General features: G+C 62.2%; 19 protein-coding genes. 8 read left to right on the top strand and 11 right to left on the bottom strand.

Features of this window, described 5'->3' with window-relative positions; all coding sequences use genetic code 11:
• The first annotated feature begins 135 nt into the window (after positions 1–135).
• The 8 genes from MRBLMD1_RS12445 (at position 136) to MRBLMD1_RS12410 (ending at position 8,830) form a co-directional block, all read left to right on the top strand.
• A complete protein-coding gene (locus MRBLMD1_RS12445) occupies positions 136–423 on the top strand; it encodes a hypothetical protein (RefSeq protein ID WP_364400023.1) in 288 nt (95 codons plus the stop codon).
• Between the two features lie 3 nt (positions 424–426).
• A complete protein-coding gene (locus MRBLMD1_RS12440) occupies positions 427–1,797 on the top strand; it encodes a type IV secretion system protein (protein WP_364400020.1) in 1,371 nt (456 codons plus the stop codon).
• Positions 1,790–3,289, top strand: a complete 1,500-nt coding sequence (locus MRBLMD1_RS12435) for an SCO6880 family protein (RefSeq protein WP_364400017.1) — start codon at positions 1,790–1,792, stop codon at positions 3,287–3,289. The genes MRBLMD1_RS12440 and MRBLMD1_RS12435 overlap by 8 nt, the downstream gene beginning before the upstream one ends.
• A gap of 227 nt (positions 3,290–3,516) precedes the next feature.
• Complete coding sequence (locus MRBLMD1_RS12430; protein ID WP_364400014.1) at positions 3,517–4,731, top strand: ATP-binding protein; 1,215 nt, start codon at positions 3,517–3,519, stop codon at positions 4,729–4,731.
• Positions 4,728–6,545, top strand: a complete 1,818-nt coding sequence (locus tag MRBLMD1_RS12425) for a type IV secretory system conjugative DNA transfer family protein (RefSeq protein WP_364400011.1) — start codon at positions 4,728–4,730, stop codon at positions 6,543–6,545. Before MRBLMD1_RS12430 ends, MRBLMD1_RS12425 begins: the two co-directional genes overlap by 4 nt.
• Complete coding sequence (locus MRBLMD1_RS12420; protein WP_364400008.1) at positions 6,538–7,050, top strand: hypothetical protein; 513 nt, start codon at positions 6,538–6,540, stop codon at positions 7,048–7,050. Before MRBLMD1_RS12425 ends, MRBLMD1_RS12420 begins: the two co-directional genes overlap by 8 nt.
• Positions 7,051–7,203: 153 nt before the next feature.
• Positions 7,204–8,280 (top strand): ArdC-like ssDNA-binding domain-containing protein, encoded by a 1,077-nt coding sequence (locus MRBLMD1_RS12415; RefSeq protein WP_364400005.1) that lies wholly within the window; start codon positions 7,204–7,206, stop codon positions 8,278–8,280.
• Between the two features lie 58 nt (positions 8,281–8,338).
• The gene (locus MRBLMD1_RS12410; protein ID WP_364400002.1) at positions 8,339–8,830 is read left to right on the top strand and encodes a single-stranded DNA-binding protein; all 492 of its coding nucleotides are present in this window, start codon (positions 8,339–8,341) and stop codon (positions 8,828–8,830) included.
• 120 nt (positions 8,831–8,950) lie between these two features.
• Here the strand turns inward: MRBLMD1_RS12410 and MRBLMD1_RS12405 are convergent, their stop codons facing one another.
• From MRBLMD1_RS12405 to MRBLMD1_RS12355, 11 genes are all read right to left on the bottom strand, one after another.
• Positions 8,951–9,235: a hypothetical protein gene (locus MRBLMD1_RS12405; protein ID WP_364399999.1), complete on the bottom strand. Its 285-nt coding sequence runs from the start codon at positions 9,233–9,235 to the stop codon at positions 8,951–8,953.
• 653 nt (positions 9,236–9,888) lie between these two features.
• Positions 9,889–13,440: a MobF family relaxase gene (gene mobF / locus MRBLMD1_RS12400; RefSeq protein WP_364399996.1), complete on the bottom strand. Its 3,552-nt coding sequence runs from the start codon at positions 13,438–13,440 to the stop codon at positions 9,889–9,891.
• Between the two features lie 610 nt (positions 13,441–14,050).
• Positions 14,051–15,055, bottom strand: a complete 1,005-nt coding sequence (locus tag MRBLMD1_RS12395) for a DUF6545 domain-containing protein (RefSeq protein ID WP_364399993.1) — start codon at positions 15,053–15,055, stop codon at positions 14,051–14,053.
• Positions 15,055–15,537, bottom strand: coding sequence for a hypothetical protein (locus MRBLMD1_RS12390; protein WP_364399990.1), 483 nt, complete (start codon positions 15,535–15,537; stop codon positions 15,055–15,057). The genes MRBLMD1_RS12395 and MRBLMD1_RS12390 overlap by 1 nt, the downstream gene beginning before the upstream one ends.
• On the bottom strand, positions 15,524–16,333 hold the full coding sequence (locus MRBLMD1_RS12385; protein WP_364399987.1) for an oxygenase MpaB family protein: 810 nt from the start codon (positions 16,331–16,333) through the stop codon (positions 15,524–15,526). The genes MRBLMD1_RS12390 and MRBLMD1_RS12385 overlap by 14 nt, the downstream gene beginning before the upstream one ends.
• Before the next feature lie 211 nt (positions 16,334–16,544).
• A complete protein-coding gene (locus MRBLMD1_RS12380) occupies positions 16,545–17,057 on the bottom strand; it encodes an SRPBCC family protein (RefSeq protein WP_364399984.1) in 513 nt (170 codons plus the stop codon).
• Positions 17,058–17,741: 684 nt separating this feature from the next.
• On the bottom strand, positions 17,742–18,719 hold the full coding sequence (locus MRBLMD1_RS12375; protein WP_364399981.1) for an alpha/beta hydrolase: 978 nt from the start codon (positions 18,717–18,719) through the stop codon (positions 17,742–17,744).
• A gap of 221 nt (positions 18,720–18,940) precedes the next feature.
• Positions 18,941–19,708 carry an SDR family NAD(P)-dependent oxidoreductase gene (locus MRBLMD1_RS12370; protein ID WP_364399978.1) on the bottom strand — a complete coding sequence of 256 codons (768 nt, stop codon included), beginning with the start codon at positions 19,706–19,708 and terminating at the stop codon, positions 18,941–18,943.
• A 101-nt stretch (positions 19,709–19,809) separates the two neighbouring features.
• Positions 19,810–20,802 carry an SDR family NAD(P)-dependent oxidoreductase gene (locus tag MRBLMD1_RS12365; RefSeq protein WP_364399975.1) on the bottom strand — a complete coding sequence of 331 codons (993 nt, stop codon included), beginning with the start codon at positions 20,800–20,802 and terminating at the stop codon, positions 19,810–19,812.
• A gap of 519 nt (positions 20,803–21,321) precedes the next feature.
• Positions 21,322–22,308, bottom strand: a complete 987-nt coding sequence (locus MRBLMD1_RS12360) for a Gfo/Idh/MocA family protein (RefSeq protein ID WP_364399972.1) — start codon at positions 22,306–22,308, stop codon at positions 21,322–21,324.
• A 52-nt stretch (positions 22,309–22,360) separates the two neighbouring features.
• The gene (locus tag MRBLMD1_RS12355) at positions 22,361–23,620 is read right to left on the bottom strand and encodes a glycoside hydrolase family 1 protein (protein WP_364399969.1); all 1,260 of its coding nucleotides are present in this window, start codon (positions 23,618–23,620) and stop codon (positions 22,361–22,363) included.
• Positions 23,621–23,690 lie beyond the last annotated feature (70 nt).

The raw sequence follows: 23,690 nt of genomic DNA, 5'->3' as shown, positions 1-23,690 counted from the left end.
AGTGGGGTCATTTTACGACTGGTCGTCATACCGTCCAAAAGGCGTGATGTTCAGGTCATGTCGCTGGCCGCCGCTCATTCCATGAACGTTTGAGCTCATCTGCTCACTCCATGGAATACGACGGACGGAGCACCCATGTTTCTGATAGCTGTGGACCCGGGGATCACGCCGAACGCGAGTTTCCCCTTCCTTGAATCGCTCAAACAAATTGGCGGCGGCATCCTCGTCGGCGCCTTCATCATCATCGCAATCGTGGCGATCATCGGCGCAGCGCTACTGCTAGCGGGCAAGCTGAGCCAATCGTCGCGCTTAGCCTCCAGCGGAGGCGTGATCCTCCTCTGGACAGGGCCGGTGGCTGCCATCCTTGGCGGCATCAACGGCTACATCCTCTGGTCGCAGACCGCATTTCCACTCGGGTTCTAGGTCATGCCCGTTGAGTGCGACCTCAATGGATGGTGGCCACCCGGGTGCGGACTGGTGTCACAGGCAAACGACAACGCCCTCGGCGCGGTTACGTCACTGTTCGCAAACATCCTGCAGAACATGGCGTCATGGCTCTGGGCCTTCATCACGGGTGCTTTCACTGTGTCGAACGTCGACGACTCCCAATGGCTGTCGATAAAAGGACTGACGAGCTGGTGGGTGGTTGTAATGCTGACCCCGCTCGCCGTCGTGATGATTCTGCAGCTGCTCTCCGGGCTCATTAGTCAGCAACCTAGACGTATTGGAAGGGCGATGATAGGCGGAGCCGTCGCCATCCCGTTGGTGGGCGCCGCCGTGTACCTCGTCCGGCAGTTGACGAGGACAACAGATCTAGCGTCTGCCGCTTTGCTGCAGTCAATTGGCTCTGATCCCTACCTCGTCTTCATGCGGCTCTTCGGCTTTGAACGAGCGCCGCATGGAAGCGGCCGGGAATGGAACCTGGTCTCGCTGGCTCCCGGTACCACCGGCGGGCCGGCGGGTGCGGCCGTGGTGACCATGATGGCCGTCGTGGTCGTTTGGATACTCGCCTTCATCCTGATGTGTTCGATGATCTTCCGCTCCTTCGCCCTTGTTGTCCTCGCCGCGGTCGCTCCCGTGGCTCTCATGCTGCTGCCCTGGGACAAGACAAAATCCTGGGCTCGTCGCTGGTGCGAAGTCGTCATCGCGTTGGTTGTGGCCAAGCCCTTGGCCGCTACCGTCTTAGCCGTCGCCGTAAAGCTCTTCGCCGATTCCAAGTCGTTTGCGGGCTTGGCCGCCGGAACCGTAGGCATGGCCCTGGCATGTGGGGCACCCATGATGGCCCTGCGCCTCGTTAGCTTCGCCGGAGGGGAACTGGCTGCAGCTGCCCAAACGGCGGGCGGTGGCCACGTCCTGGCCCGGAGCACTAGCGTTGCCGCACGGCAGATCAGTCGGCAGGCAGGCGGCCGACTGACGCTCGCGAGCCTGGTGAGTCGCTCCGCCATGACACGGCCTATCAGTTCAAGTCGGAACGTCTTTCCGACACAGGTGTCAGCTCCTCCTGTACCCGCCGGGTTGACCTCACCGGACCGTGATGGAGGACAGAGAGCCCTAAAAACAGGGTCCTCAACCGGATCACCGGAAGCGCCACAGTCCGCGGAACCGACAGCGTTCGTAAGTGTTAGTCCGCGAAGCCAGGGCAGCACCACTCCAGCACCAGCCCAGCAGAGGACACGTACAGAACCGGGACCGCGAGCGCGGCCTTCCGCTGACCTTCGCGGGTCGTCGAACACGCAACCTCCGAAACCCCAGCCGCCAAGAATTGATCCTCCGAAGGGAGGCACCCCTCATGTCTGAAGACGGCCGCGCGTTGGAAGCCGTCAAATTCCCAAGGTACGAGCGCCGCGGCTTCTTCCTCGGGCTCAAGTGGTATCAGCTGCTGCTTGTGGCCGGGGGAGTTGCGGTCGCCATCGTGGCCTCCGCGAGCAACGGCCCGGTCGGGTTGTTCACCACTGGGCCTGTGTGGCTCGCGCTGGTACTGCTCGGAATACTGCAGTACTCCCGCGTCCCATATCCAGTCTGGGCACAACAGATCGCGACGTTCTTCTACCGCGCAGCTGCGGGCCAGACGAGGTTCCTCGCGAAGCCCGAAGCTCCACGCCTCGCCGGCCGACTTGCCCTCCCGGGTGGGTTGGGCAATCTGGAGATTCGAACAACCGCCCGTGGGGAATGCTTCCTGGTCGATGGCCACGGCAAGGAAGCAATCGCGGTGCTGAGGTGCAGTACGCGTTCGTTCGCTCTCCTGGATGCTGATGATAAAGCGTGGGCAGTCCAGGCTTGGTCACGCGTTCAGGCCGGCATGGCCCAACGCCAAAGCGTTGCCCGCATCGCCATCCAGGACTACACCCTGCCCTACCCGTCATCGTCCCTCTGGGACTTCTACAGGGAGAATGCTCTGCCGGCGCGAGACCGCAGGGAAGATGCTGCTTGGGGACGCCGTGCGTACGAGGACTTACTGGGCGCCGCGGGCTCAGCTATGAGTCATGAGCTGGTTGTCTCGGTTGTCCTGGACACGAGCAAGGCGCGGCGGCGGATCAGGGAGTCGGGCGGCGGCGTCACCGGCCTTGAACACGTCCTCCGGCTCGAAGTCGAGGCGATACGAACGTCGCTGGGTAGCCACAACGTCAAGGTCGAGGAATGGCTCGGCGAGCCGGGGCTGCTTGACATCATCCGCGGTGCCTTCGATCCTGCCCTTCTGCCCCCCGGCAAAGCGACGGCCGCGACAGCTTCGGCGTCGAATGCACCAGCAGCAGAATCTACGGATGAGCTCATGAGGCAGAGCCCGATGGGCGTAGAGGAGCACTGGACGTACCTGCGGACAGATTCCGGCTTCCACCAGACCTTCTGGATTGCTGAATGGCCGCGGCAGAAAGTCTTCCCGGGCTTCCTCCACCCCGTGATCTATGTGGGCGAATTCCGTCACACCTTCACCGAGGTTATTCGGGCGGTCCCGACCGCCGAAGCACTTCGTGACATTCGCTCAGCCCAGGAAGCTCACGAGACCCGTCGCCGCATCAATGCACGCTTCGACAGACCGCTCACCCGTGAGCAAAGGGCCGAGGAGGAAGAAGTGACACAACGAGAGGAAGAGATTGTCGCCGGCCACGGTGACGTCCGCCCGGCCGCATATATGACGGTCACAGCGACGTCATTGGAGGACTTGGCACGGCACCGCCAGGAGCTTGAGTCCGCAGCGGCGGGCGCTTTTGTTGAGCTGCGGCTTCTCTACGGGCAGCAATGGGCGGCCTTTGTTGCCAGCGGCCTGCCACTGGGAAGGGGACTGCGATGAAGACGACCAAGGCCACTTTCGAATACCTTCCGTCGGGCAGGAACCGGGACGAGCGGAAAGCACGACGCCGACAGGCACCACAGGAGTCCGGGCGGCCGGGTGCTCCGTCGGAGGATGAACAGCCGGGACTTCAGAAGTTTCGCTTGACGGGCGATTGGGGGAGTAACGAACCGAACTCGCTCCGGGGCCCGCACCGGTTACGTCCAGCGCCGCACCGCGCCTCAACCATGACCTTCGCGGCCGCTTACCCTTTTCTTACCGAATCGGGGCTGGGGCACGAAGGCACCTACATCGGAACCGATGTCTTCGGGTCAGGAGCCTTCTCCTACGATCCCTGGATCCTTTACGACAAAGGAATCATCAGCGGCCCATCCATCGTCGTTATCGGAACCGTCGGCACAGGCAAATCGATGTGCGGCAAGTCGCTCGTAGCGCGGTCCATCACGTTGGGCAGGAAAGCAGCAGTCGCCTCTGATCCCAAGGGTGAGTGGGTCGCCGTCGCCAAAGCTGTCGGTGGCAAAGTCATCTCCGTCGGACCCGGCCGTCCCGCACGAGTGAACCCGCTGGACGCCGGGCCACGGTCAAGCGCCCTCACCGAAGCTCAGTGGCAGGCTGTCGTTCGGCAACGACGCCGGTATCTCCTGGTGGCACTGGTCTCCCTCATGCGTCAAGGCATGCCGCTCCGCCCCGTCGAGCACACCGCCTTGGATATCGCCCTCATGGAAACCATGGCGGAAAACTCCAACCCCACGCTGCCCATGGTGCTTGACCATTTACTGCGACCGTCGAAGGAGATGGTGGCTCTCGTCGGCGCGGAGGGCGGAACCGCCGTCAGCCATTCCCTCCGACGCACGGTGTCCGGTGATCTCGAGGGCATGTTCGATGCTCCGTCCACCGTAGCCTTCGACGCGGACGCCCCAATGATGGTGATGGATACCTCCGCCCTCATCGGAGCGTCAGAGCAGGCCCTTTCGCTAGCCGCCGCTTGCGGCGCCACCTGGCTCGAGGCGGCAATCACCAATCCCGACGGCGGCAAGCGCCTTGTCGTGTACGACGAAGGTTGGCGGATGCTCGCCGATCCCTACATGTTGGCGAAGATGAGCGAGCAGTGGCGCCTTGCCAGAACATACGGCATTGCCAACCTGCTGATCATGCATAAGGTCGCTGACCTCAACGAGATCGGTGACAGCACCAGCGGACATCGGCAGAAAGCCCTGGGCCTCCTCACCGAAGCAGATACCAGGATCATTTACCGCCAGAAGCACGATGCCATGCGACTTACAAAGGAAGCCTTGGGCCTCACCGAAGCTGAGTGCGAGCACGTTGAGAACCTTCCGAAGGGCGTCGGTCTCTGGAAAGTCGGGAACCGCTCCTTCATCGTTGCCAACCGGGTGACAACCGACGAGTTGGCCGTTTTCGGGACAGACGAAAGGATGCTGTGAGACGGCCAGCGAGTTCCCGGGCTGCCAGCGACAATCCGCTCGTCACCGCTGCTCTCGTGGGAGCGGCAGCTTACGTATGTCTCTGCGCGCTGGTGCAGGCCGCGGCGCAGCTCGCGATCTCTTGGCACTGCGGCGCCTTGCCGCCGTCGCCCTTCAACCCGGGTGCCGTCGTCGGACTTTTGGCGAACAGGATGGACTGGATAGTCATCCGCCGTGGGGACTGCGCAATCGGCACGGACAGCGTTTGGTGGATCCTGGCTCCGGCCCTGCTGCTGGTCGGAGCGCTCGCCGTGGCTGCGCTGATTGCGTGGAGGCGGTGGCAGCAATCGGGGGCGTGGCTCCGGCAGGACATCCTGAACCGCGACGGAGTTGCCCGTCGCGCCGAAATCGTCCACGACTTTGGGGCGAGGGCGGTGCAGAAGCGGGGGAAGTTCACGCGCCCGGGACCGGTGAAGCCTTCGGTCCAGGACCTGTCCTGGACCCTGGGCCGTTCCCGCGGCGTCACGGTCCACGTCTCCACTGAAGAATCGATGGTGATCCAAGGTGCCCCCCGGTCCGGCAAGGGTCTGTATGTAGTCATCAATGCAATCCTCGACGCGCCGGGCGCCGTCGTTACGACGTCCACCCGGGCAGACAACCTTGTAGTGACCATGAAGGCAAGGGCTTCTCACAATCGACCGGTGACGGTTTTCGATCCGCAGGGCATGTCAGGTTTGCCGTCGTCCCTCCGCTGGTCACCGGTTCGGGGATGCGAGGACCCGGACGTTGCCACCCGGCGAGCGCTGGTCATTACCGCGGACACGGAGATGAAGGGCGAAAACGCTGCGTGGCAGAAGCGCTCGCTGATCGTCCTCCAATGCCTGCTCCATGCTGCTGCGCTGTCCGGCGAGGGAGTGGCTGCATTCCGACGCTGGTCCTCCAGTCCCGTGCTGGCCCGGGAAGCGCTGGAGGTGCTGGGCAGGCCTGGCGCGGCGCTTGGCTGGCAGTCAGACCTGATGGGAATCCTGGAAGACGACCCACGGAATACCTCGAACTCCTGGATAGGTGTCTCGGCAGCGGTTGCCCCGCTGTCTTCACCGAAGGTTTTGGCGGCACTGAACCCGCAGGACGAGTCCGAGGAGTTTGATCCGAAGGCGTTCATTCGAGAACGGGGCACGCTCTATTTGATCGGCACGCGCGCGGGCGCGGCTGCCGCCGGTCCATATCTTTCCGCGCTGATCGACGACATCGACAGCGCGGCCCGCGAAATGGCGTTCGTTTCGCCAGGCGGCAGGCTTGAGCCGCCGCTGTCCCTCGTACTCGATGAGATCGCCAACCTGGCTCCCTGGCCGGGCCTACCCGTGGCGCTGGCTGATGGCGGCGGCATCGGCATCTCCACCCTGGTCGTCCTCCAATCCCTCTCCCAGGCCCGCTCGGGCTGGTCCATCGATGAAGCGTCAACAATATGGGACTCCGCCATCATCAAGGTGATTTTCGGAGGTGGATCTGACGAACACGATCTCCGATCGCTAGCCGGTCTACTCGGTGAGCGCAGCCTGACGCTCACTACGCGTTCCTGGTCGTCTCAGGGCCGGCAGGACGGTGAACAGCTTCGCGACCGTCCGGTGATCGCCTTGGACGAGATTCGACGCCTCCCTGCTGGCACGGCACTCATGCTGGGTCGGCGCACGCGGCCTATTCTGTTGGATCTCCTGGAATGGCACAAGCGCAAGGACGCGGGGGAACTGCGCCGGCTGAAGGCTGAGATGGAGCGCCTGTTGGCCGACGGGCACAAGCAGCGTCAACAGAAGACCGAAGGGACTCCCGATGCATAGCCGTGACAACGTCGATGAGTTTGATGTTCCCTCCTCAGGTTCCTTTGGGGACGACGAAATCACTGCACAACTTTTCAGGTCGGCATTTGCCGGGCCGGCTGGCCCCAAATCCGTGACCCGCCGCTGGCGGGAGATGACGACCGAGCAATCACAGGAGGCATGGCGGTCGCTATTTGCTTGGGTGCGATGGCTCGTGGCCACCTACCAACTGACGACGTCGGTCGTCCCGGACTGCTGGTGGAGGCACCCCGAGATCGTGGCCGAGTTGTACGCGCTGCACCGCGCGGAGCTGGCCTCCTACACGACGGACGATCCGGGCTTTGGGCCCCTCGTCTTTCACGAAAGGCTCCCACACGCCGTCGAACGTCTGAGGATGCACACCAGGGCGGCCGGATGCGTCGGACTGCAGGCACACAAGGAGTCCGCGCCGCGCATCCTTTCGAACGACGATCCGGTCTTCCTCGACTGGTGCAAGGCGGCCCATCAACTGGTTCCCGAATTCTGAGTCATGTCGCTCGGATGATCCGGTAACCATGAACCGGTGTCTGCGCAGCTTAGCTGCGGTCCAAGAAGCAGAAGGGTGGCTGTCGTGGCCGCTGCACCCGAAGTTCCGTCAAGCCCAACCGCTGGCCTGAACTCCGCGTTGGAGACTCGGCGAATGGCGCCGGAGGAGCGCGTTGCTGCGTTGATGGACGGACTCCACTCGATTCTTGAAGAGGCTGTCGAGTCGCCCTCACATTGGCGGGTTCTCCTCGACGCTTCCGCCAGCCTGTGGCGCTACTCCGGGGGGAACGTTGCCCTGCTGATGGTGCAGATGGCACAGCGCGGTACCGACGAACCCACGCTCGTGGCCGGCTATAAGGAATGGGAGCGGCACGGCCGGACTGTTCTTCGCGGTGAGCACGCGTTGTGGGTGATTGCGCCAAGGACGGCCCGCGTCCAACAGGTGCTGTTGCCTGACGGCACACGTCAACGCATCCCTGTTGGCGACAAGGCTCCCAAGGGCGCCGTCGACGAGGGGAAGAAGACGCTCATCACTGGCTGGCGGGGCCAGGCGGTCTTCGACGTCTCCCAAACCGAGGGTACCCCGCTGCTGGTTCCTCGATCAGCTGGACGCACTTCAGTTGAAGTGCCGCGGCTGTGGGAGTCGCTGGCCGGCGTTGCCCGCGCTCACGGCTTCTCAGTGCACGTCACGGACTCGCAGTTCGGGCTCACAAGCGGCTTCACGGACTTTGCCGAGCACCGCGTTCAGGTAGGTGGCTGGCTGAACTCAGAGGAACGCGTAGCGGTGCTCGCGCATGAGCTGGGGCACGTTCTGCTTCACGGGCCAGACGACAAGGTGGGGAAGCTGTACGGAAGCAGCGTGGATCACCGTGGGCTGGCCGAAGTCGAGGCGGAGTCAGTGGCCTACACCGTGCTCAAGGCGCATGGAATTGATCGAGGTCCTCAATCAGCTAGCTATCTGTCCGGCTGGGCTGACGCTGTTATCGAAGCGGAGCAGTCAGCCGCCGGAGCTACGTCGCGGAAGCCGGCCTCACGCGTGGATATTGCCAAATCAGTGCTTGGTCGGGTGACGGCCGCAGGTAAGGAAATTCTCGAAGTGACCGATCCGCCAGGACTGGGCGGGAAGGTTCCGGCTGCGGAAGCCTCCCTGCGGGTTGAAGGCCAGGAAACATTCGCGGGCGTGAAGCCGGCAGAGGGACCGCCGCAGGGCTTGGAAATGTCTGGCCCGTGAGGCCAGTCGATAAAGCGTTGGATGGGAAAGCCCCGTCCGCGAAGGAAGGACGCACGACATGAGCACCAAGATACCGATCAATATCGCCGGCAACCTCGTGGCAGATCCGGATCTGACCTACGGTGAGTCGGGGGTAGCCCACGCCAAGCTCCGCGTTGCGGTGAACCAGCGGGTCCAAGGTCCAGACGGATCCTGGCATGACGGGGAACCTGTTTTTCACAACGTCTCGGCGTTCCGGGCGCTCGCCGAGAATGCCTCCAATTCGCTGAAGAAGGGGGACCCTGTCACCGTTTCGGGTGAGCTGGAATTCCGTTCATTCGAAAAGGATGGGGAGCGGCGCGAGGCTCGTCGCATCGTCGCCGAGACCATTGGCCCGGACCTTCGCTTCGGTACCGCTGCATACCAGCGTTCTGCGCGTGCCGCTGGGCCGGGCGCTTCACCAGAGGCAGGCTTGCAGGCGGCGCCGGAGCCCGCGTACAACATCGCAACCACGGGGCCGGTGTCGGTATCCCCTTTCGGCGAGCCGGCGCGGAATGAGGTTAGTCTCTGACCCTGCGCCGTTGGGTGAGCCTACTGAGCTTGCCCACTAACGAGACATGAAGTTGGCCTGGTCCTTCCGTGGAGGACCAGGCCATCGTCTTGCTTTCTCGCTGATGGACCGCGGTGCCTGTTACAGCCGCGAACTGCCCTTCCACTCGTCCGGTTCCATCCGTTTAATGCTGGAAGAGTGAGCCCATCCCATGTGGTACTTGCCGGAGGAATCCAGCCACTCGATGAGCCCGTAGTTGTGGGTCCAGCCAACGGCCTTGCCATAGATTCCGCCGACATACACCAACGGCCGGCCGTACTTTGGGAAGTCCCGAATCGGCGCCGGATCATCGATGGGACGGCTCGACTCAGCATCCATCCGGGCCATCATGCGCTCGAGGTCTTCAGGCGAGCCGGATTTGATCACGCAAATAACTATAGAACATATGTTCGAATAGGGGTTTTAGGACCAAGTCAGCGGCAGGAGCTTCAGGTGTTCCGCGCCCTCACAACGGATGGCGTTACGGGCGCCACTCCGCGGCCTTCGGCAGGTGCCCAGGCTAAACAATCGACCGCCTGAATGAAGTAGGTGTCCGGCCATGGCGCGCCAGGTACAACCTGGGCTGGGTCCGGGGAGATGAGCAGGACTGATCCGGGCCAGATCGGATCCGGCAACGACTCCAGCCAGGCCCGCTGAGTATGGTTGAAGCGATCCCATTGGATTGTGACCCAGGAGCCTGTGGGTTGTACTGCGTCAACGCTGACCAGCGTTACCTCCGCTGTGGTGCCGCCGAGCGCTTTGGCATTGCTGAAGGATCTCCACTGTTCCGTCGCCTGTTCCAGCCAGGCGCGCCGTTGTGTAATACGTCGCCACCACTGCCATCCGGTAAGCAGTGCAGCCGCGAACAGCGTGGCCCCGCCCATTGACTTTGCAAAGAAGGGGACGCCGGCGGAGGGCAGGAGAACCAGAGAAAGGGCAGCCGCAGTCAGGACAGCCACGGTGGCCAGTACCAACCCGGCTGTCGCAACTCTCGGTTTCACCGCTGGGTTCACGACCAATGTTTTGCCTCTTCAACCAGCTTAGATCTGCCAGCCGAAACTCGTAAGGACGACATCCTGCAATCGGTGCACGTCAGATGGGCTCATCTCCATGTGAGGGTCGGCCTGACAGCTTCCGGCGCTTTCAATTGCTTCCTGGATTTCTTCCCGCTGCTGCAACTGTTCCCACTCGTAGTCCGCTGGGGGAGCTCCCAATGGCAGGTGGGAATCGTAGATTCCCCATCTGTCCCTGAACAGGGCAACGTCGCGAATCAGTCCGCCCAAGGATTCTGTCGCACCCACGGCGGCAGTCAGCTCGTCCTTCCACGGAGCATCCTGCGTCAGGGCAGCCCAGCTGACGGATTCCATCCGTTGCCGAATGCGTCCGCGGACCTGGACGATCATGTCTGCCAACTCGGGTCCCAGCACAGGGAACGATTCGCGCAAAGGGTCTATCGCCGTCGTCGGTGTTCCTTTTGCGTAGCGACGAAGCCGCGCGCTAACCAGGGCCATCGGGTCGTGCACTGAATGGCTGTCCTGCACGGTTCGCTCCACGACGCACTCTGCCCCGTGACGGTTGACCGCTATGGCCTTTCGCCAGGCAGCAACTGCGGCACCCCACGACGGTGACGCGCTTAGTCCCACAGCGACCGCTGCAACCTTTCCCAGGCAGCGCCTGAGGTCCTCACCGGCAGCAATCTGCGCCAGATAGTCGTACTCGGCGGACAGCCGCTCAAGGCTGTCCGCCTTCCTCCGCTCTGTCTCGCGGACCTCGTGTGCAGTCCGCTCGGCACCTTCTGCGGCCAATATCTCACCGAGGATGCTGCGCCACGACAGCTGCTGCGAGGGGTCGACGGCCTGGTGTTCTGAGTCGTCGCCCTCGCTGACATATGCCACGTTCCCGGACCGGCCGCGGGTCATGCTCACGTAGAGCAGCTCGCGGGTCAAACGTCCTTGGGTGACCACTGTGTGCCCGATATCGACCGTAAGGCCCTGGGATCGGTGAGCGGTAGTCGCGTAGCCGAGCTCAACGGACGTTTCAAGATAGGCCCGGGGGAGTACGACGCTCGCTCCAGTCTCCCGCCGCACTGCGAGAACCGAGCCATCGTGCCTGTTGACGGCAGTGACATCGAACAGCGTTCCGTTTCGAACAAATTCGCCGTCGCTGTCGATGAGTCGGCGATTGTTGCCGCGGGCGATGATGGTGTCACCGGAACCCGCCTGCAAGCCGTCCGTAAGTTGAGCAGCAAGCTCTGCATCCACAACTCCCTGGGCCACCAGGTCTGCTCGGGCGCGCTCGTTGAGAATGGTAACCGTCTCATTGTCGGCGGCGATAAGGATGGATGACTTATCGGCCCGTCTGTCGGCCTGCCACGCAAGATACGCCTGGTCCACCATGGCCAAGTAGGAGCCGTGCCGGATCCGCCGATGTTGCTCGTAGTCCTGGATGGCCGAGTAGTCTCCTGCCCGCAGTTTGAGGGACGACGCCCGTTCCCACGCCTCATGGAATCTCCAGATAGTGCTGAGGCGTGTGGCCAATCCCTGGCGGTCCAGCCAGCCCAGGACGCCGCCAGCGTCGATTGCGTCCAACTGGCCGGGGTCTCCCACCAGGAGGATCTTCGCACCGGCTTCCTTTGCTTGTTGCGCGAGTGCAGCAAGTTGAAAGGTGGACACCATGGACGCTTCGTCGATGATGACGAGTTGATTCGGGCGAAAGCACCACCGCTGGTGAGTCGCAGCGAGCTGGGCCAGTTCCTGGGCGAATGCAATGCTCCGGCGGTCGCTGTACTCGGACGAAGTCAGGAGCCCCTGGATATGGAAGAAGCGCTCAGCCCGCGCGGCCGCACTGTGTCCCATGGACTCGTGCAGCCACTTGGCAACATTCTCTGTGGTCATGCGAAGTTCCTGTCCCAGCACTTCGGCGCTCGCCGCAGCCGGGGCCAGCCCGATGACACTGCCTGCCCCATGCTCTGCCTCCCAAACCGCCTTCATCGCGCCCAACGTGGTGGTTTTTCCCGTTCCCGCCGGGCCGACGATGGCGTCCAGTCGGTTTCCGCTGAGGAGGACGTCGGCAACGGCGGCGCGCTGATCGGCATGCAGCCTCGACACCTGCGGCGGGCGACCACTGTTCAGCGAGTCCATGATGATTTCTGGGCGGACAGCCGGGCCGCCATCGTCCTTCCTTGCTGCCATGGTGACGTCCTCGCAAGCGAGTGTTGAAGCGTCTGTGTAGAGGCGTGACCCATGGAAGTCGAAAACACTACGCTGATTGAGCTGCAGGTCCAGTCCAGCGTCCGCTGGAAGGGAATAGCGGTAGTCATTCAACGGTACTGATTGTTGTTCGGCAGCGGTGGCGACTGCATCTATCACGGCGGCCCGGTCTGATGAAGTGCTGCAGCGGATTTGGGCGCAGACTCTCTCCGCTTCCGCAAGGAGGTTCCAGCGGTTCCAGGTTGAGCGCTTTTCAGCGACCCTCTCCCGGGCGACGGTAGCGACGGCGGAGGTCCAGTCGGGAGCGAAGTCAATGAAGGCAAACGGGGCGACGCGGGAACGGTTAATTGTGTGGGCGAGGACGTCAGCTGGCTGGAAACCTTTGGCAATTGCTCGAGCCTGCCACTGTTCCGAGAGTTGGTGCAGTGGTGTGGGACTCTCGGTCTTCGGTAGGCGTGTTGTAAGAGTTGCCTGCTGGCGGAGCTTGATGGTTGTCGTGGTGGTTGGGGGATGGCCGTGTTCTACGGTCCATGAAGCCACTAGCCGATCAGTTTCCAAATCAATAAGGCGGGAGCGATTGGAGAATTCGCGGATGAGTTTTTCGTCGATTCCGGTGAGCTGTTGGCTGGGGTTGCGGGTTGCGGTGAGGGGAGTGCGTATCTCGGGGTCGCACCCGAGATTCCGTTGTAGGGCGTCGAACAGGAGTCCGTTGTAGTGTTCGCTTGCCGCGACAGCTGCTTTATAGAGAGCACGGGAGTCGAGAGTGACCCATGCTCCGTCGGTGACGCGTTGTGTGCGGTTGGCGATAACCAAATGGGTGTGGAGCTGCGGATCGCCGGTGCGTGATTCCCAGTGGTCGAAGGCTGCGGCAACAGCGCCGCGCGTGCCGATGTGGGCGACGCCGTTACGGCCGGCCCTGGTGTGGATGACGTTCGTCTCCAGCCATCCAAGGGTTGCCTCCACCGCTTCGTGATGGGTTCTCAGGATCTGCTGTTGCTTGCTACAGGGGCTCAGGGCCCAGAGTACGGACACCGACTTTGGCACGCTGAACGTCAGGTCGAAGCCAACGACCGCGTTCCGTTGAGCTGACTGGCCGGTCTTGTTCTCGACAGCGGCAGGTCGGGCGTGCCGCCGGCCCAGGGGAATGCCGGTCTGCGGATGTACCGCAAGGTCGAAAACCGCTCTTGCGTCGGATTCCGTGATGACGTCACCTGGCGTCTTACTGATGCCGTCTAGTCCGCCGCCAATCCAATGACCCTGCGGTGTGCCCGCCTTCATGTAATACGAGGTTGAGTCTGAGGGAGAAACGGAAACGTCATCCGTCATGGTCGTCTTGAACAGGTAGCGCAGACCCGACTGGGCAGACAGACGTGCGATAGACATGGTCACAGTCGAGGTGCCCCTGCTTGCTGTTGTTTGCTTGGATCCCAGCCCCGCCGTCGGAGGATGTCCAAGGTCCGGAGGTCAAGAGCCACCCCCTTGGCGCGGGAGATTGAGACAAGCAAGGCCGCGGTGTGGGCCAGATCCTGCACATTGTTCCGCTGAGCTCGTTTAAGGCGTGCTACCTCCGACTGGAGGAGGTTGTTGCTTAGTCGCTGTTCCGAACTCTCGGCTTCGAGCCGGTCGATCTCTGCTGCTTGAGAGCGGAGCTTGGACTGGATCATTTGGTGTTGGCGCTCGCAGGATGTCCTCTCGGACTCCAGGCGACGCTTCGTGGCCTGCAACTGCGCTTTGAGGTGCGGCGAGCTCAAAGTTGTTGCCGGCACTGTGGAAGATCGGATGGTGTTTCGGTGGCGACGGCTCCGGTGTCTGTTTGCGCAACGTTTGGAGCAGAACCGTTGGCTCCTCCTCGATGCTTCGAAAGCGGTGCGGCACTCTTCGCAATTCTTTTGGTTCACGTTGATTCATCAGCGAGGCTCAGCGGGGCGACATGACTGGCCGTGACGACATATAACGCTGATGCCTTGGATGCCAGAGGTGTGAAGACTGGATCCTATCGAGGTAAGTAGGCCGCCGAGCGGCTCTCGAGTAAGAGCTCGGCGCGTTCGACAACCAACATGTGGTGTGCGTTGAGGCGCTCGCGGGCTAGAGGGCTCGCCATTTCGCAATCTCGTATTTCAATCAGGCACCTGTGAAGCTGGGTTTCAGCATGTCGGCTGAAGAGTACAGACAAGGCCGCGCGGCGGTCCTGCAGGACCAGCTCGCGCTGACAGGTTGTAACTTCGTTCCAGACTGGATTGACCTTTACGAGGAGCAGCCTTGCGCGCAGTCCGAAACTCGCTTGCCGGAGGCGTCCCGCCAAACGGGGGAGAAGTAGTCCGAAGCTGACCAGGAGCACAGCAACCGTCTCGCCAATCCAGTAGAAGCTTGTCAGTGCGACAGCTGCCTGACTGCCGGCGCCTTCAGCTGCGATCACAGCTCCGTAGATCAGCCGGTCCAGCAGGACAAGTGCGAACAGGACGCATCCCCCTGCGATAAGAGTGAATGCCGATCGGAAGGCCTGTGCATGCATGTGCGGAACGTTGCTGCGGCAGACCCGGGCTATATCGAGGCAGACCCACATGATGAAAGCGGAGCCTGTCCAGAGGAAGGTTGCCATCCCGGGCTGATCAGCGTAGGTCAGGGGCAAATTGGGATCAGTTTCATCGACGCGGCTGGCGAGAAACCCGGCCGTCACTGTGCTGCACACGGCGGCAGCAGCGAACCTGCCCAAGGCGAGTTGCCGCCGTCGTACTTCTGTATCTGTAACGGCTGCCAGAAGAATCGCCGTGCGAAACTGCCAGAATCCCAGGAGCAAGGAAAGGAGGGTAACCAGCCCGATGCGGTTATGTCCGCCCAGCAATGGATCGACGGTGTAGTAGACGGCCGGAACATAAAGGGTGCAGGCGATTGCGGCGAGGATAGTGGCGCGGAAGACACTTCCCCGGTGTGCATCGAGCGCTGTTGGAAGCCTGAGGATGGTCAGGACCCAGAGTGCGGCGGCAGGGACCGCTTCCATCAGCCGAATACTTGGCGAAATGCCAAGGGCTCGGGCATGGCATCGACGTCGCCGTTGATGATCCGAGTGGCGAGCTGGTCCGCCAAGGCTTCGGCCATGAGTTCTGCGCCATCTGTGTAGCTGCTGCGTCCGAGCACGCGGAGTACGTCCTCGCTCAGGTCAGGCAGGAAGGTGGCGGCAAGGTCTCCAACACTCTCCTGGAGATCATGGCAGAGAATCATGTGGCTGAACTCGTGAAGGACGATCTGCTGCCGGTGCCAGGCCGACTTCACGGGGGCATGCAAGACGATGTCTCGGTCTGCGCAGATGAGCCAGAGGCCGCATAGCCCCGATCCGGATAAGCCGGGCAACTCGTCGACAATGATGGGCCGATTTCTTTGCCGTTCCAGCTTGTCCTGGATGAGCTGAAGCGTTGGGGCCTTGGGCAAGCCAAAGCCCTGTTCCGCCTTGCGGGCTACTTTTCGAGCTTCACGATAGTTCATTGCTTCGGAAGGTTGAGGGGGTAGGAACATTGACGGGGCCGATTTGGTCGAGCGAGTACCCGCTCGGGTATAAAGACGAGCCCGCCTTTCCTGGCGTGAAATGAGGCTTTCGGTTCAGAGGCCGCCGCCGGTGGAAGCTGTTGCGGACTGCCAACATGCTCCTTAGGGCGGCCCGGGAGATTTGGCCGGTGTGCGGGAGCCCGAGCGCGGCCACGAGGCGGCGATCAGCAAGCATCACGCTGATCAGGCGCGCTGCGAAAGGTCGTAGAGGAAGCGGCAGGCGGCTCTGGAAGACCTGAACGGTCGCGTCCATTAACCTTTGGCCATCAACCGATGGAGAGACATGCGTTGCCTCGTATTGGTCGAAGAATTGCTCCGCTTCGGCATAGGTATCGGGCATGCCGTGTATGTTCATTCGGGACCCCAGCTCAGCGAAGAAGCGGGATGCAGCGGCCAGCTCTGCTTCTGTGGGCTGGCGCCACGCGTTGTGCTGGGCCCATCGGATCGGGACGACCAGCAGGGTCAGGAGGACGTAGAGGTAATCGTCTTGGCTGCCGGGGACGTTGCGGTGAGCGCGATTGAGTAGGGCGACCATGTGCTGTCCCCGGTCGCTGTCGAGGCCGCTTGCGATGAGCTCGTAGATGACGATTGCAGTGTCGTAGGAGCGCTTCATGGGACGCTCCTGTATCTCGCCGTTCCGGTAGAGAGTGGCCGCGATGCTTGGGATAGCAAAATTCCGGTAGTACGAGAGGAAGAAGCCAAGCTCCATATCTGCTGCCAGGTGGTAGAGGACCATGGTGCGGAAGGTGGCTTCCCAGTCGCTCGGGGATGGGGACTCCTGGCGGCGGAGGCTGTCAGCGAGGGTGGGATGAAGGTTCACCGTGGCCCCCGTTCTTAGTGGCTGCTATTGCATGCTCGAACTGTGGGCTGCCAAGGCTCCCCAGCTCCGCTGCCTGCTTACATCGTAGAACTGTTGCCCTCAGCTGGCTAGGCGAATGTAGACGGGTCTACGCAGGTTTCCTTGCCCGATTATTTGCCAGTGCTCGCTTCAAGCCCTTTTCCCCCTGTCGCATCATCAGGGCATGTGCAGCCATGAAAGCCGGGGCGGCAATCGGTGTCAGTAAATTCATCCAGCGCTGGGTAGGCCGCACGCGCCACTCTATGTCCATCCGCGTTGCCTCGCCTTGCTCTTGGGGGACCAGCGTGACCCGCCCCGTGCCCTGCAAGTGCCCCCCGGCGTCGAACTCTATTTCATGAGGCGCGGCGACCTTCGTGGGGTGGATTGTGATGGTGAGCGTGTAACCCAGGAACGCCTTGAAGTTGAGGTGGGCTGTGGTGGCCTTCAGGATTTCCTCCTGACCCTCGCTCGCCGCTTCGGTTCGCTCAAGCGGCGCAGCGAAGGTGCAGTGCGGCCACCACTGGGGCCAGCTCATATCGATGTCTGCGATGACGGCCCACACCTTTTCGGGTGAGGCAGGGAGCATCCATGTAGAGCTGAGGTCGTAGAGGCGCGGCTTCATATCCATATCTTGGCATCAACTCCGGCACGCCCTGCTCCACCGGCTCGCGAGGCAACCAAGGAAGGCATTTTTGACATCTCCAGCCTCGTTGAGCATAACTCTGTGCTTCGGGCCACCGGCGTCGGCGCCTCCGAGCTGGTTGTCAGGTAGGACTCTAAGACTCAACAGCGGGCATGTGCAGGAACTGCCTTTCGTACCCTATTCTGACGCGCTTTTCGCCGCCGGCTGACGTCAGGTTGGGGTGTGCTCTAACTATCCGTATCGAAGATTGAACTTTGGCGGACACATGTCCCTCTCGCATTTTCGATGATCCGCCTACCGGTTGCTCCCTCGTGCATAAGCCACAGGATGGACCCATCAGCCATCACCTCATCCACCCGGCCCTGGTCGATAAGTCTGCCGCCTATGTGAATCTCAACGTCCAGACCCTTGAGCGTTGTCCAATCATCAACGGGCACCCATGGTGAAAACGTGTCGCCGGGATGCTTTGCTGTAGCGGGAGTGCTCACTGATATGTCTTCCTCGCCGTGTTTTTCAGCTTTTGTCCTGTGCTTGTCAAGTGTTGAAGCGGGTGCTGGCATTGCTGCTGAGGCGAGGCGCTCCCTTTGATGGGGGAGCGCCCTACCAGGTTCAGAAAGGGCTCGTCGGCTCTTGACGGTTGAACCGACAAAAACACGGGATCAGTCATGCTCGGAGAAGGCGAGCCACCCAGGCGTTGCGGGTGTCAGCAGCGGTTTGGGCGAGCGGTGAGCCGGGCATCAAGGCCTCCCAGCCATGAGTGCCGCCGGGCCAGATATGCAACTCCGCGTTGACACCATCGCGCCACAATCCAGATGCATAAGCGACGGTTTCGTCGCGGAAAACTTCTGCATCGCCGGCGTCGAGATAGGTCGGCGGTAAGCCGGAACGATCAGCGGCTCGGGCGGGTGCTGCATAGATGGACACCTCTTTGGAGCCGCGACGGTCGCCCAGCAGGGCAATCCAGCCCACGGAGTTGCTTCCGCGATCCCATAGTCCCAGGTCGGCGAACTGCTGTGTTGATATGGTTTCGTCGCGGTCATCGAGCATGGGGCAGATCAGGGCCTGCCCGATGAGTTCCGGGCCGCCGAGGTCGCGGCTCATGAGCGTTACGCCGGCGGCGAGCCCGCCTCCTGCACTGGCACCGGCTATCAGGATGCGGTTCCGGTCCATACCCAGTTCTTCAGCCTGTTCCGCCGCCCAAACAAGCGCCGCAAAGCAGTCCTTGACGGGGATCGGGTCAGGATGTTCGGGGGCAAGGCGGTATTCGACGGTGATAGCTACCGCGTCGTGTTCTGCCACCCATGGGGCGACGAGTGAGATGCCGGTCATTCGTGTACCCATCACCATGCCTCCTCCATGGATGTGGAAGATCCCAGGCCCGGTACCGGTGTGATCGCGGCGCCGAAGCACGGTCAGCGCGAGGTCCGCTCCGTCAAAGCTGGGCACTGTGAACTCGAGATGCTCGAGGTCAAAGCCGCTGATGTCCTCGGGAACTGCATACTGACGCATCGTGGGGATCGCATCCGCGGTTAGCGGCGCGAAGATGCCACCATCGGACATGGCTTCGAGTGCGGCTGCGACGGCGGGATCGTATGCGGGCCGCTTTATCGCGATGGCGGGATGGTTCGGGGTCAATGTCATGATTCTCCTTTGTCCGGCGTGATGGGCGCCGGTAGTTGCGGGCGGGTATCAGGAGTCATCGCCATCTCCTCTGGATGTGACCATGGCTCCTTTCGCGAGTGGCAGGGGTACCGCGGTGTCCCGTGATCGGCGTTCAGGGCCTGCGCCGGGTGCGAACCTAGGTGTGGCAGGATGCCGGTTGGCGGGTCTGGCTGGGACAGGGGCGCGTCGGTGCGATCGTCTCAGGTGCGCATTGTTGTTCCACCGTCGATGCAGTACGTCTGCCCTGTGATCCACTCCGAGAGGTCGGACATGAGGAACGCCACGGTGGAGCCGATGTCGTCGGAATTCCCATGCCGGTGCGAGGGGGTTACCTGAAGGATCTGTTCCTGGAAGGAGTGGGGGAGATTGGCCATGGTTTGCTGCGTCAGGACAAGCCCAGGAGCGACTCCATTGGCGCGGATACGTTCTTTCCCGTATTTCCTGGCGACATGGCGGGTAAGCGCTCCGATGCCGGCTTTCGTGACGGAGTAGGCGACCTTGTCCTCCATACCTGCGTAGACCGCACCAGACATTGTGTTGACGATCGATCCTCCGCCGCCGGCCTGCATATGCGGGATTGCATGCCGGAGGGTCAGCAGGTAGCCGGTGAGGTTGATGTCGATGCTGCGCTGCCAGGCGGATAGGTCGATGTCGACGGCGTTGGTGTCTTGGGCAACCTGGTCTGGTGCGATGTTTGCTGCGACGTTAAAGAGTCCGTCGATGCGCCCGAAGCGGCTTATTGCCGTGTCCATCAAGCGGACGGCATCGGCTTCGTTGGCGATGTCAGTGTGGAGTGCGACGCCGTCTCCGCCAGCATCTGTGGCGGCTTGTTTTGCTCTTTCCGCGGATTCCATGGAGATATCACCGATGACGACGGTCGCACCGCTTTCACCCATGAACCGGGCGGCGCTGGTCGCGATCCCCCCAGCTCCGGCGAAGACGATGACTTTTCCTTGCAGACCCTCCATGTGGGGGCTCCTTCTCTGAGTGCGTGGTGTTTTGAGGTAGACCGGTGGCTGATTATGGTGCGCGTCGTCCGGCCGTCAGGGATGGGTCAGTGATTTTCGGGTCACTGGACGGACCAGCCGCCGTCCGAGGCGAGGACAATCCCGTTCACGTTGGTCGAATCATCGCTGAGTAGCCAGGTAATGGACGCTGCCATGCGGTCGGCCTCGACGACCGGTGGGAGCAGCGCCATGAAGGGGTCCAGCCGTGAGCGCGCGAACTCGCTCGACATCGTGGCCTCGATGGCGGTCGCGGTGGGCCCGGGGGCGACGGCGTTCGTGCGGATGCCGGAAGGTCCGTAGAGGAACGCTGAGCTTTTGGTGAGTCCGACGACCGCGTGCTTGGACGCCGTGTAGGCGGTGCCCGCGGCGTTGCCGCGGAGTGAAGCCTCGGACGCCACGTTAACGATCGCCCCGCGGCCGGCGTCGAGCATGGCTGGCAACACTGCGCGGGAGAGCGCGAACGTACCGTCGAGGTTCACCGAGAAGACCCGGCGCCACAGCTTGTCCTCCGTCTCGTGCAGAGGAATCATGCCATCCATGATTCCTGCGATATTCGCCAGTGCGTCGATGGTCTCGCCAGCGGCGTTGATGATTGAGGCAATACCTTCGGCGGAGGTGATATCGGCGGTCACGGCTACAACCGAGCCTTCGGGCGACGAGGACGCAAGCGCATCGATTCCTGTGGGTAAGACGTCGACCGCAATGACTTTGCCGCCCTCGCGGACGATCCGCCGGGCGGTAGCGCGGCCTATGCCCGAACCGGCGCCGGTCACGATGACGGTCTTCCCAGCGAAGCGGGTTGAGGCATCCAGTGCCGTTTGCGCTGTCTCTTCTGGCGGGATCACGCCACCGTTGGCTTGCTTTACGAGCGTGTCGACGAGTTCCTGCGGAAATGCACCTCCACCGAGTTCGACCAATGCGCTGAGTGTCAGTTGCCGTGCGGGCCGTAGGGCGTCTTCTGACTGGCCGGCTTGGGCGAGGAGCCCGCGTAGGAGCGGACCGCCTACGGCGTCGTCGAGCCACTCCTGCAGTGTGTTCTTCGATGTAAGGGTCATGGGTTCTCCTTTGGGAGCGTCGATTCGTCATCCATAGGGGTGAAGAGGTGGAGGAGTGCCTAGCGGTGGGCGATGTGTCCGTTGTCGTCATCCGTGATGAGGAGCGGCACGCCGTGGTGATATCCCCGGCCAAGGCGAACGGCCAGGCCGAGGCGTTGAGACTGTAGTGGGGTTGCGAACAGCGCCGCGCCCGGTGTGTGCGGAACCGCGGGGGGTGTCAGGTTGCGTCTGACTCATCGTGTCGTTGGCGGATAAGTCCGAAGGGGACTGCCGGATGGGCGCGCACAATGTAGTTGCCCGGCGCGATCCGGGAGACCAGGATGCCTGTCTGATGTTCGGTGGCTGCCGCCTTAACGATTTCGATTGCTCGCGTAAGGGCGCCGTCTACTTCGGCTGCACATGTCGCATGTACTTCAAGCATGCCGGAGGGGGTTGACCGGGATTTTTCTAAGTTCACGACATCTCTTTATTTTGTGGTGTGGGCGTGGAAGCTTCAGTGGTTGTCTGACGCAATCTTTTTCAGGGCCTTGGTTCCAGTCCCGCGGCATTGTAGAGGGTGTCGAGAGTCTGGAGCTGTCGGAGTGCGGCAACGCAGTTCGTTTCGACTTCCGTTCGATGCTGTATGGAATCGCGGAAGGCTTCCAACTGGTAGTTGTAGGTGGGCTTTCGAGAGGTACGTTCAATTCGTTGCCCCTGTAGGCCCCTGATGTGTATGCGGCCTCCCTTGTGCGGGTGGTAGGGGCTGGTGACTCTTATCCGTCCGGCGTCACCTTGTATGGAAAGCATCATTTTGAGGGGCTGACGGGACCAGATGGATGAAACAATCTCGCCTCTCACGCCGTTTCCAAAGTGCAGAGTTGCTTCCATCCGGCGGTCGATTTGTCCGCGTGTCCACGCAGTGGAGTGTTCAACCTCTGGTGTATCTCCGAAGAGGCTGGTCAGGGCGCGAACGGGATAGTAGCCGACGTCAAGGAGGCCGCCTCCGCCGAGAGCCAGGTTCCAGCGGATGTCTCTTCCCGGGGGAATAGGAATACAGAAAGAGGCTTCGGCCGAGTGGATTTGCCCGATTTCTCCCGATGCAACGATCTCCCGTAGTCGCCTATGGAGTGGGTGGTAATGGGTGTGGTAGGCCTCCATCACCACCCTGTCAGAATTCGCAGCGCCGGAGGCTACGCGTGAGGCGCTCTCAGCGTTGCTTGTGAACGGCTTCTCGCAGAGCACGTGCTTGCCTGCTTTGATAGCAGCGAGTGTCCATTGGGCGTGCAGGGCGGCGGGCAAGGGAATATAGACCGCGTCTATCTCAGGATCGGCGAGCAAGGCCTCGTAGGTGGGGTGGACCTGGGGGACTTTGTGTTTGGTGGCGTAGGTTTTTGCACGGTCTTGGTCGCGGGCTGCTATCGCTGCTACGCGCACCCCAGGCACTTCATGTGCCGGAGCCACAAGTGCGCCGTGAACTATGCGGGCCGCTCCTAGTATGCCGATGCGGACGGGTTTGTCGTCAGGCATTTTTCTCGTTGGCTCCTTTTGAGTGCCGCGGTGAGGACATGACGTTTTCAGCTCAGGGCGCTGTCACTGGCAAGTGAGCCGGGGGTGCAGGCGTTCGAAGGATGAGTGGTGCGTCGGGTCCCCCTTGACGGGCGAGGCTGCCGAGCCAGGCGAGGCTGGGCTTTGGGGTGCGGGTGAAGGTCGTGCGGTCAACGCTGATCAGTCCGAAGGTCGGTTCCCAGTGACCCCATTCAAAGTTGTCGAGCGCCGTCCAGTGCAGGTATCCGCGGACATCGATGCCGTCATCCATGGCGGCGAAGAGGTGGAAGAGGGCGTCAGAGGTATAGGCGATCCGTCGCGAGTCGTCCTCGGTGGCGATGCCGTTTTCCGTGATGAGGATCGGCACGCCGTTGGTGATCTCCCACGCGTGGCGTACGGCGATGCCGAGGGCGTCGGGACGGTAGGGGGTTCCGACGAGGGTGTTGTCCGGGCTTGGTGGGTGGGGAACCAGTCCGTCAGCGTCAACGGTCTGCGTTGAGTAGGCCTGGACTCCCAGGAAGTCATCCCCGCGGGATGCTTCGAGGAACACGTCCTCGCGGGCGTATCGCTCTGACTGGAGGCGGTCCTCGGCGGAGGGATCGGCTGCGGAGAGGGCGAGCCCGGCGATCGTCCAGCCGACTTTGGCTCTCGTGCGTTCCCGGACGATTGCGCGGGCGGCATGGTGGGCTTCGATCAGGCGTTGCGTGCCTTCGGGCAGCGGAAGAGGAAGGGTGAAGCCTCCTTCCTGTTGGATGGTGGGGGTATCCATAACAGGCGCGGCGTCGCTGTTAATCGCTCCTGCCATCAACATCATGAACGCAAACATGTTGGGTTCATTGATGGTGCAGACCCATTCGACGCCGTCGAGTATGGTGCAGACACGTGTGACGTAGGCGGTGAAGCGGTCGAGGGCGGTCTCGCCCAGCCACCCGCCCTCCTCGATGAACCAGCGCGGACTGGAGAAGTGGTGCAGGGTGATCACAGGGGTGAGTCCGAGGTGCAGCGCTGTGTCGATCATCCGGCGGTAGTGCGCGAGTTCGGCGAGCGAAAACTGGCCCGGAAGAGGTTCCACGCGTGCCCATTCGATGCCGAAGCGGTATGCGGTGAGCCCGGCGTCGGCAAGCAGTTGCATGTCCTCTTCGTAACGGTGGTAGCTGTCGACAGCGTCACCGCTGGGATTGAAGTGGGGCATGCGCTGTTCGTAGAGCCACCAGTCGCTGTTGACGTTGTTGCCCTCGATCTGGTGGGGTGCACTGGATGCCCCCCAGAGGAACGGGCCGGGTTGTGTGGTCATGAGGTGTCCTTCAGTCGGGAGTGTGGAATGACGGTCCTGGCAGTCGTCCGGAGGGGTGCGGTGCCGGCCG

This window comes from Pseudarthrobacter sp. LMD1-1-1.1, assembly GCF_040676255.1.
Classification (GTDB): domain Bacteria; phylum Actinomycetota; class Actinomycetes; order Actinomycetales; family Micrococcaceae; genus Arthrobacter.
Note: the sequence above shows the minus strand (reverse complement) of the source record. Positions and strands in the feature narration are given on the sequence as shown.

Bases quoted from the DNA above. Each gene is read 5' to 3' on its own strand.
- MRBLMD1_RS12435 (WP_364400017.1), top strand. From the start codon at position 1,790: ATGTCTGAAGACGGCCGCGCGTTGGAAGCCGTCAAATTCCCAAGGTAC.
- MRBLMD1_RS12440 (WP_364400020.1), top strand. From the start codon at position 427: ATGCCCGTTGAGTGCGACCTCAATGGATGGTGGCCACCCGGGTGCGGA.
- MRBLMD1_RS12445 (WP_364400023.1), top strand. From the start codon at position 136: ATGTTTCTGATAGCTGTGGACCCGGGGATCACGCCGAACGCGAGTTTC.
- MRBLMD1_RS12380 (WP_364399984.1), bottom strand. From the start codon at position 17,057: ATGAAGCCGCGCCTCTACGACCTCAGCTCTACATGGATGCTCCCTGCC.
- MRBLMD1_RS12390 (WP_364399990.1), bottom strand. From the start codon at position 15,537: ATGAACTATCGTGAAGCTCGAAAAGTAGCCCGCAAGGCGGAACAGGGC.
- mobF (WP_364399996.1), bottom strand. From the start codon at position 13,440: ATGTCTATCGCACGTCTGTCTGCCCAGTCGGGTCTGCGCTACCTGTTC.
- MRBLMD1_RS12360 (WP_364399972.1), bottom strand. From the start codon at position 22,308: ATGCCTGACGACAAACCCGTCCGCATCGGCATACTAGGAGCGGCCCGC.
- MRBLMD1_RS12370 (WP_364399978.1), bottom strand. From the start codon at position 19,708: ATGGAGGGTCTGCAAGGAAAAGTCATCGTCTTCGCCGGAGCTGGGGGG.
- MRBLMD1_RS12365 (WP_364399975.1), bottom strand. From the start codon at position 20,802: ATGACCCTTACATCGAAGAACACACTGCAGGAGTGGCTCGACGACGCC.
- MRBLMD1_RS12395 (WP_364399993.1), bottom strand. From the start codon at position 15,055: ATGGAAGCGGTCCCTGCCGCCGCACTCTGGGTCCTGACCATCCTCAGG.
- MRBLMD1_RS12415 (WP_364400005.1), top strand. From the start codon at position 7,204: ATGGCGCCGGAGGAGCGCGTTGCTGCGTTGATGGACGGACTCCACTCG.
- MRBLMD1_RS12375 (WP_364399981.1), bottom strand. From the start codon at position 18,719: ATGACATTGACCCCGAACCATCCCGCCATCGCGATAAAGCGGCCCGCA.
- MRBLMD1_RS12420 (WP_364400008.1), top strand. From the start codon at position 6,538: ATGCATAGCCGTGACAACGTCGATGAGTTTGATGTTCCCTCCTCAGGT.
- MRBLMD1_RS12430 (WP_364400014.1), top strand. From the start codon at position 3,517: ATGACCTTCGCGGCCGCTTACCCTTTTCTTACCGAATCGGGGCTGGGG.
- MRBLMD1_RS12410 (WP_364400002.1), top strand. From the start codon at position 8,339: ATGAGCACCAAGATACCGATCAATATCGCCGGCAACCTCGTGGCAGAT.
- MRBLMD1_RS12355 (WP_364399969.1), bottom strand. From the start codon at position 23,620: ATGACCACACAACCCGGCCCGTTCCTCTGGGGGGCATCCAGTGCACCC.
- MRBLMD1_RS12385 (WP_364399987.1), bottom strand. From the start codon at position 16,333: ATGGTCCTCTACCACCTGGCAGCAGATATGGAGCTTGGCTTCTTCCTC.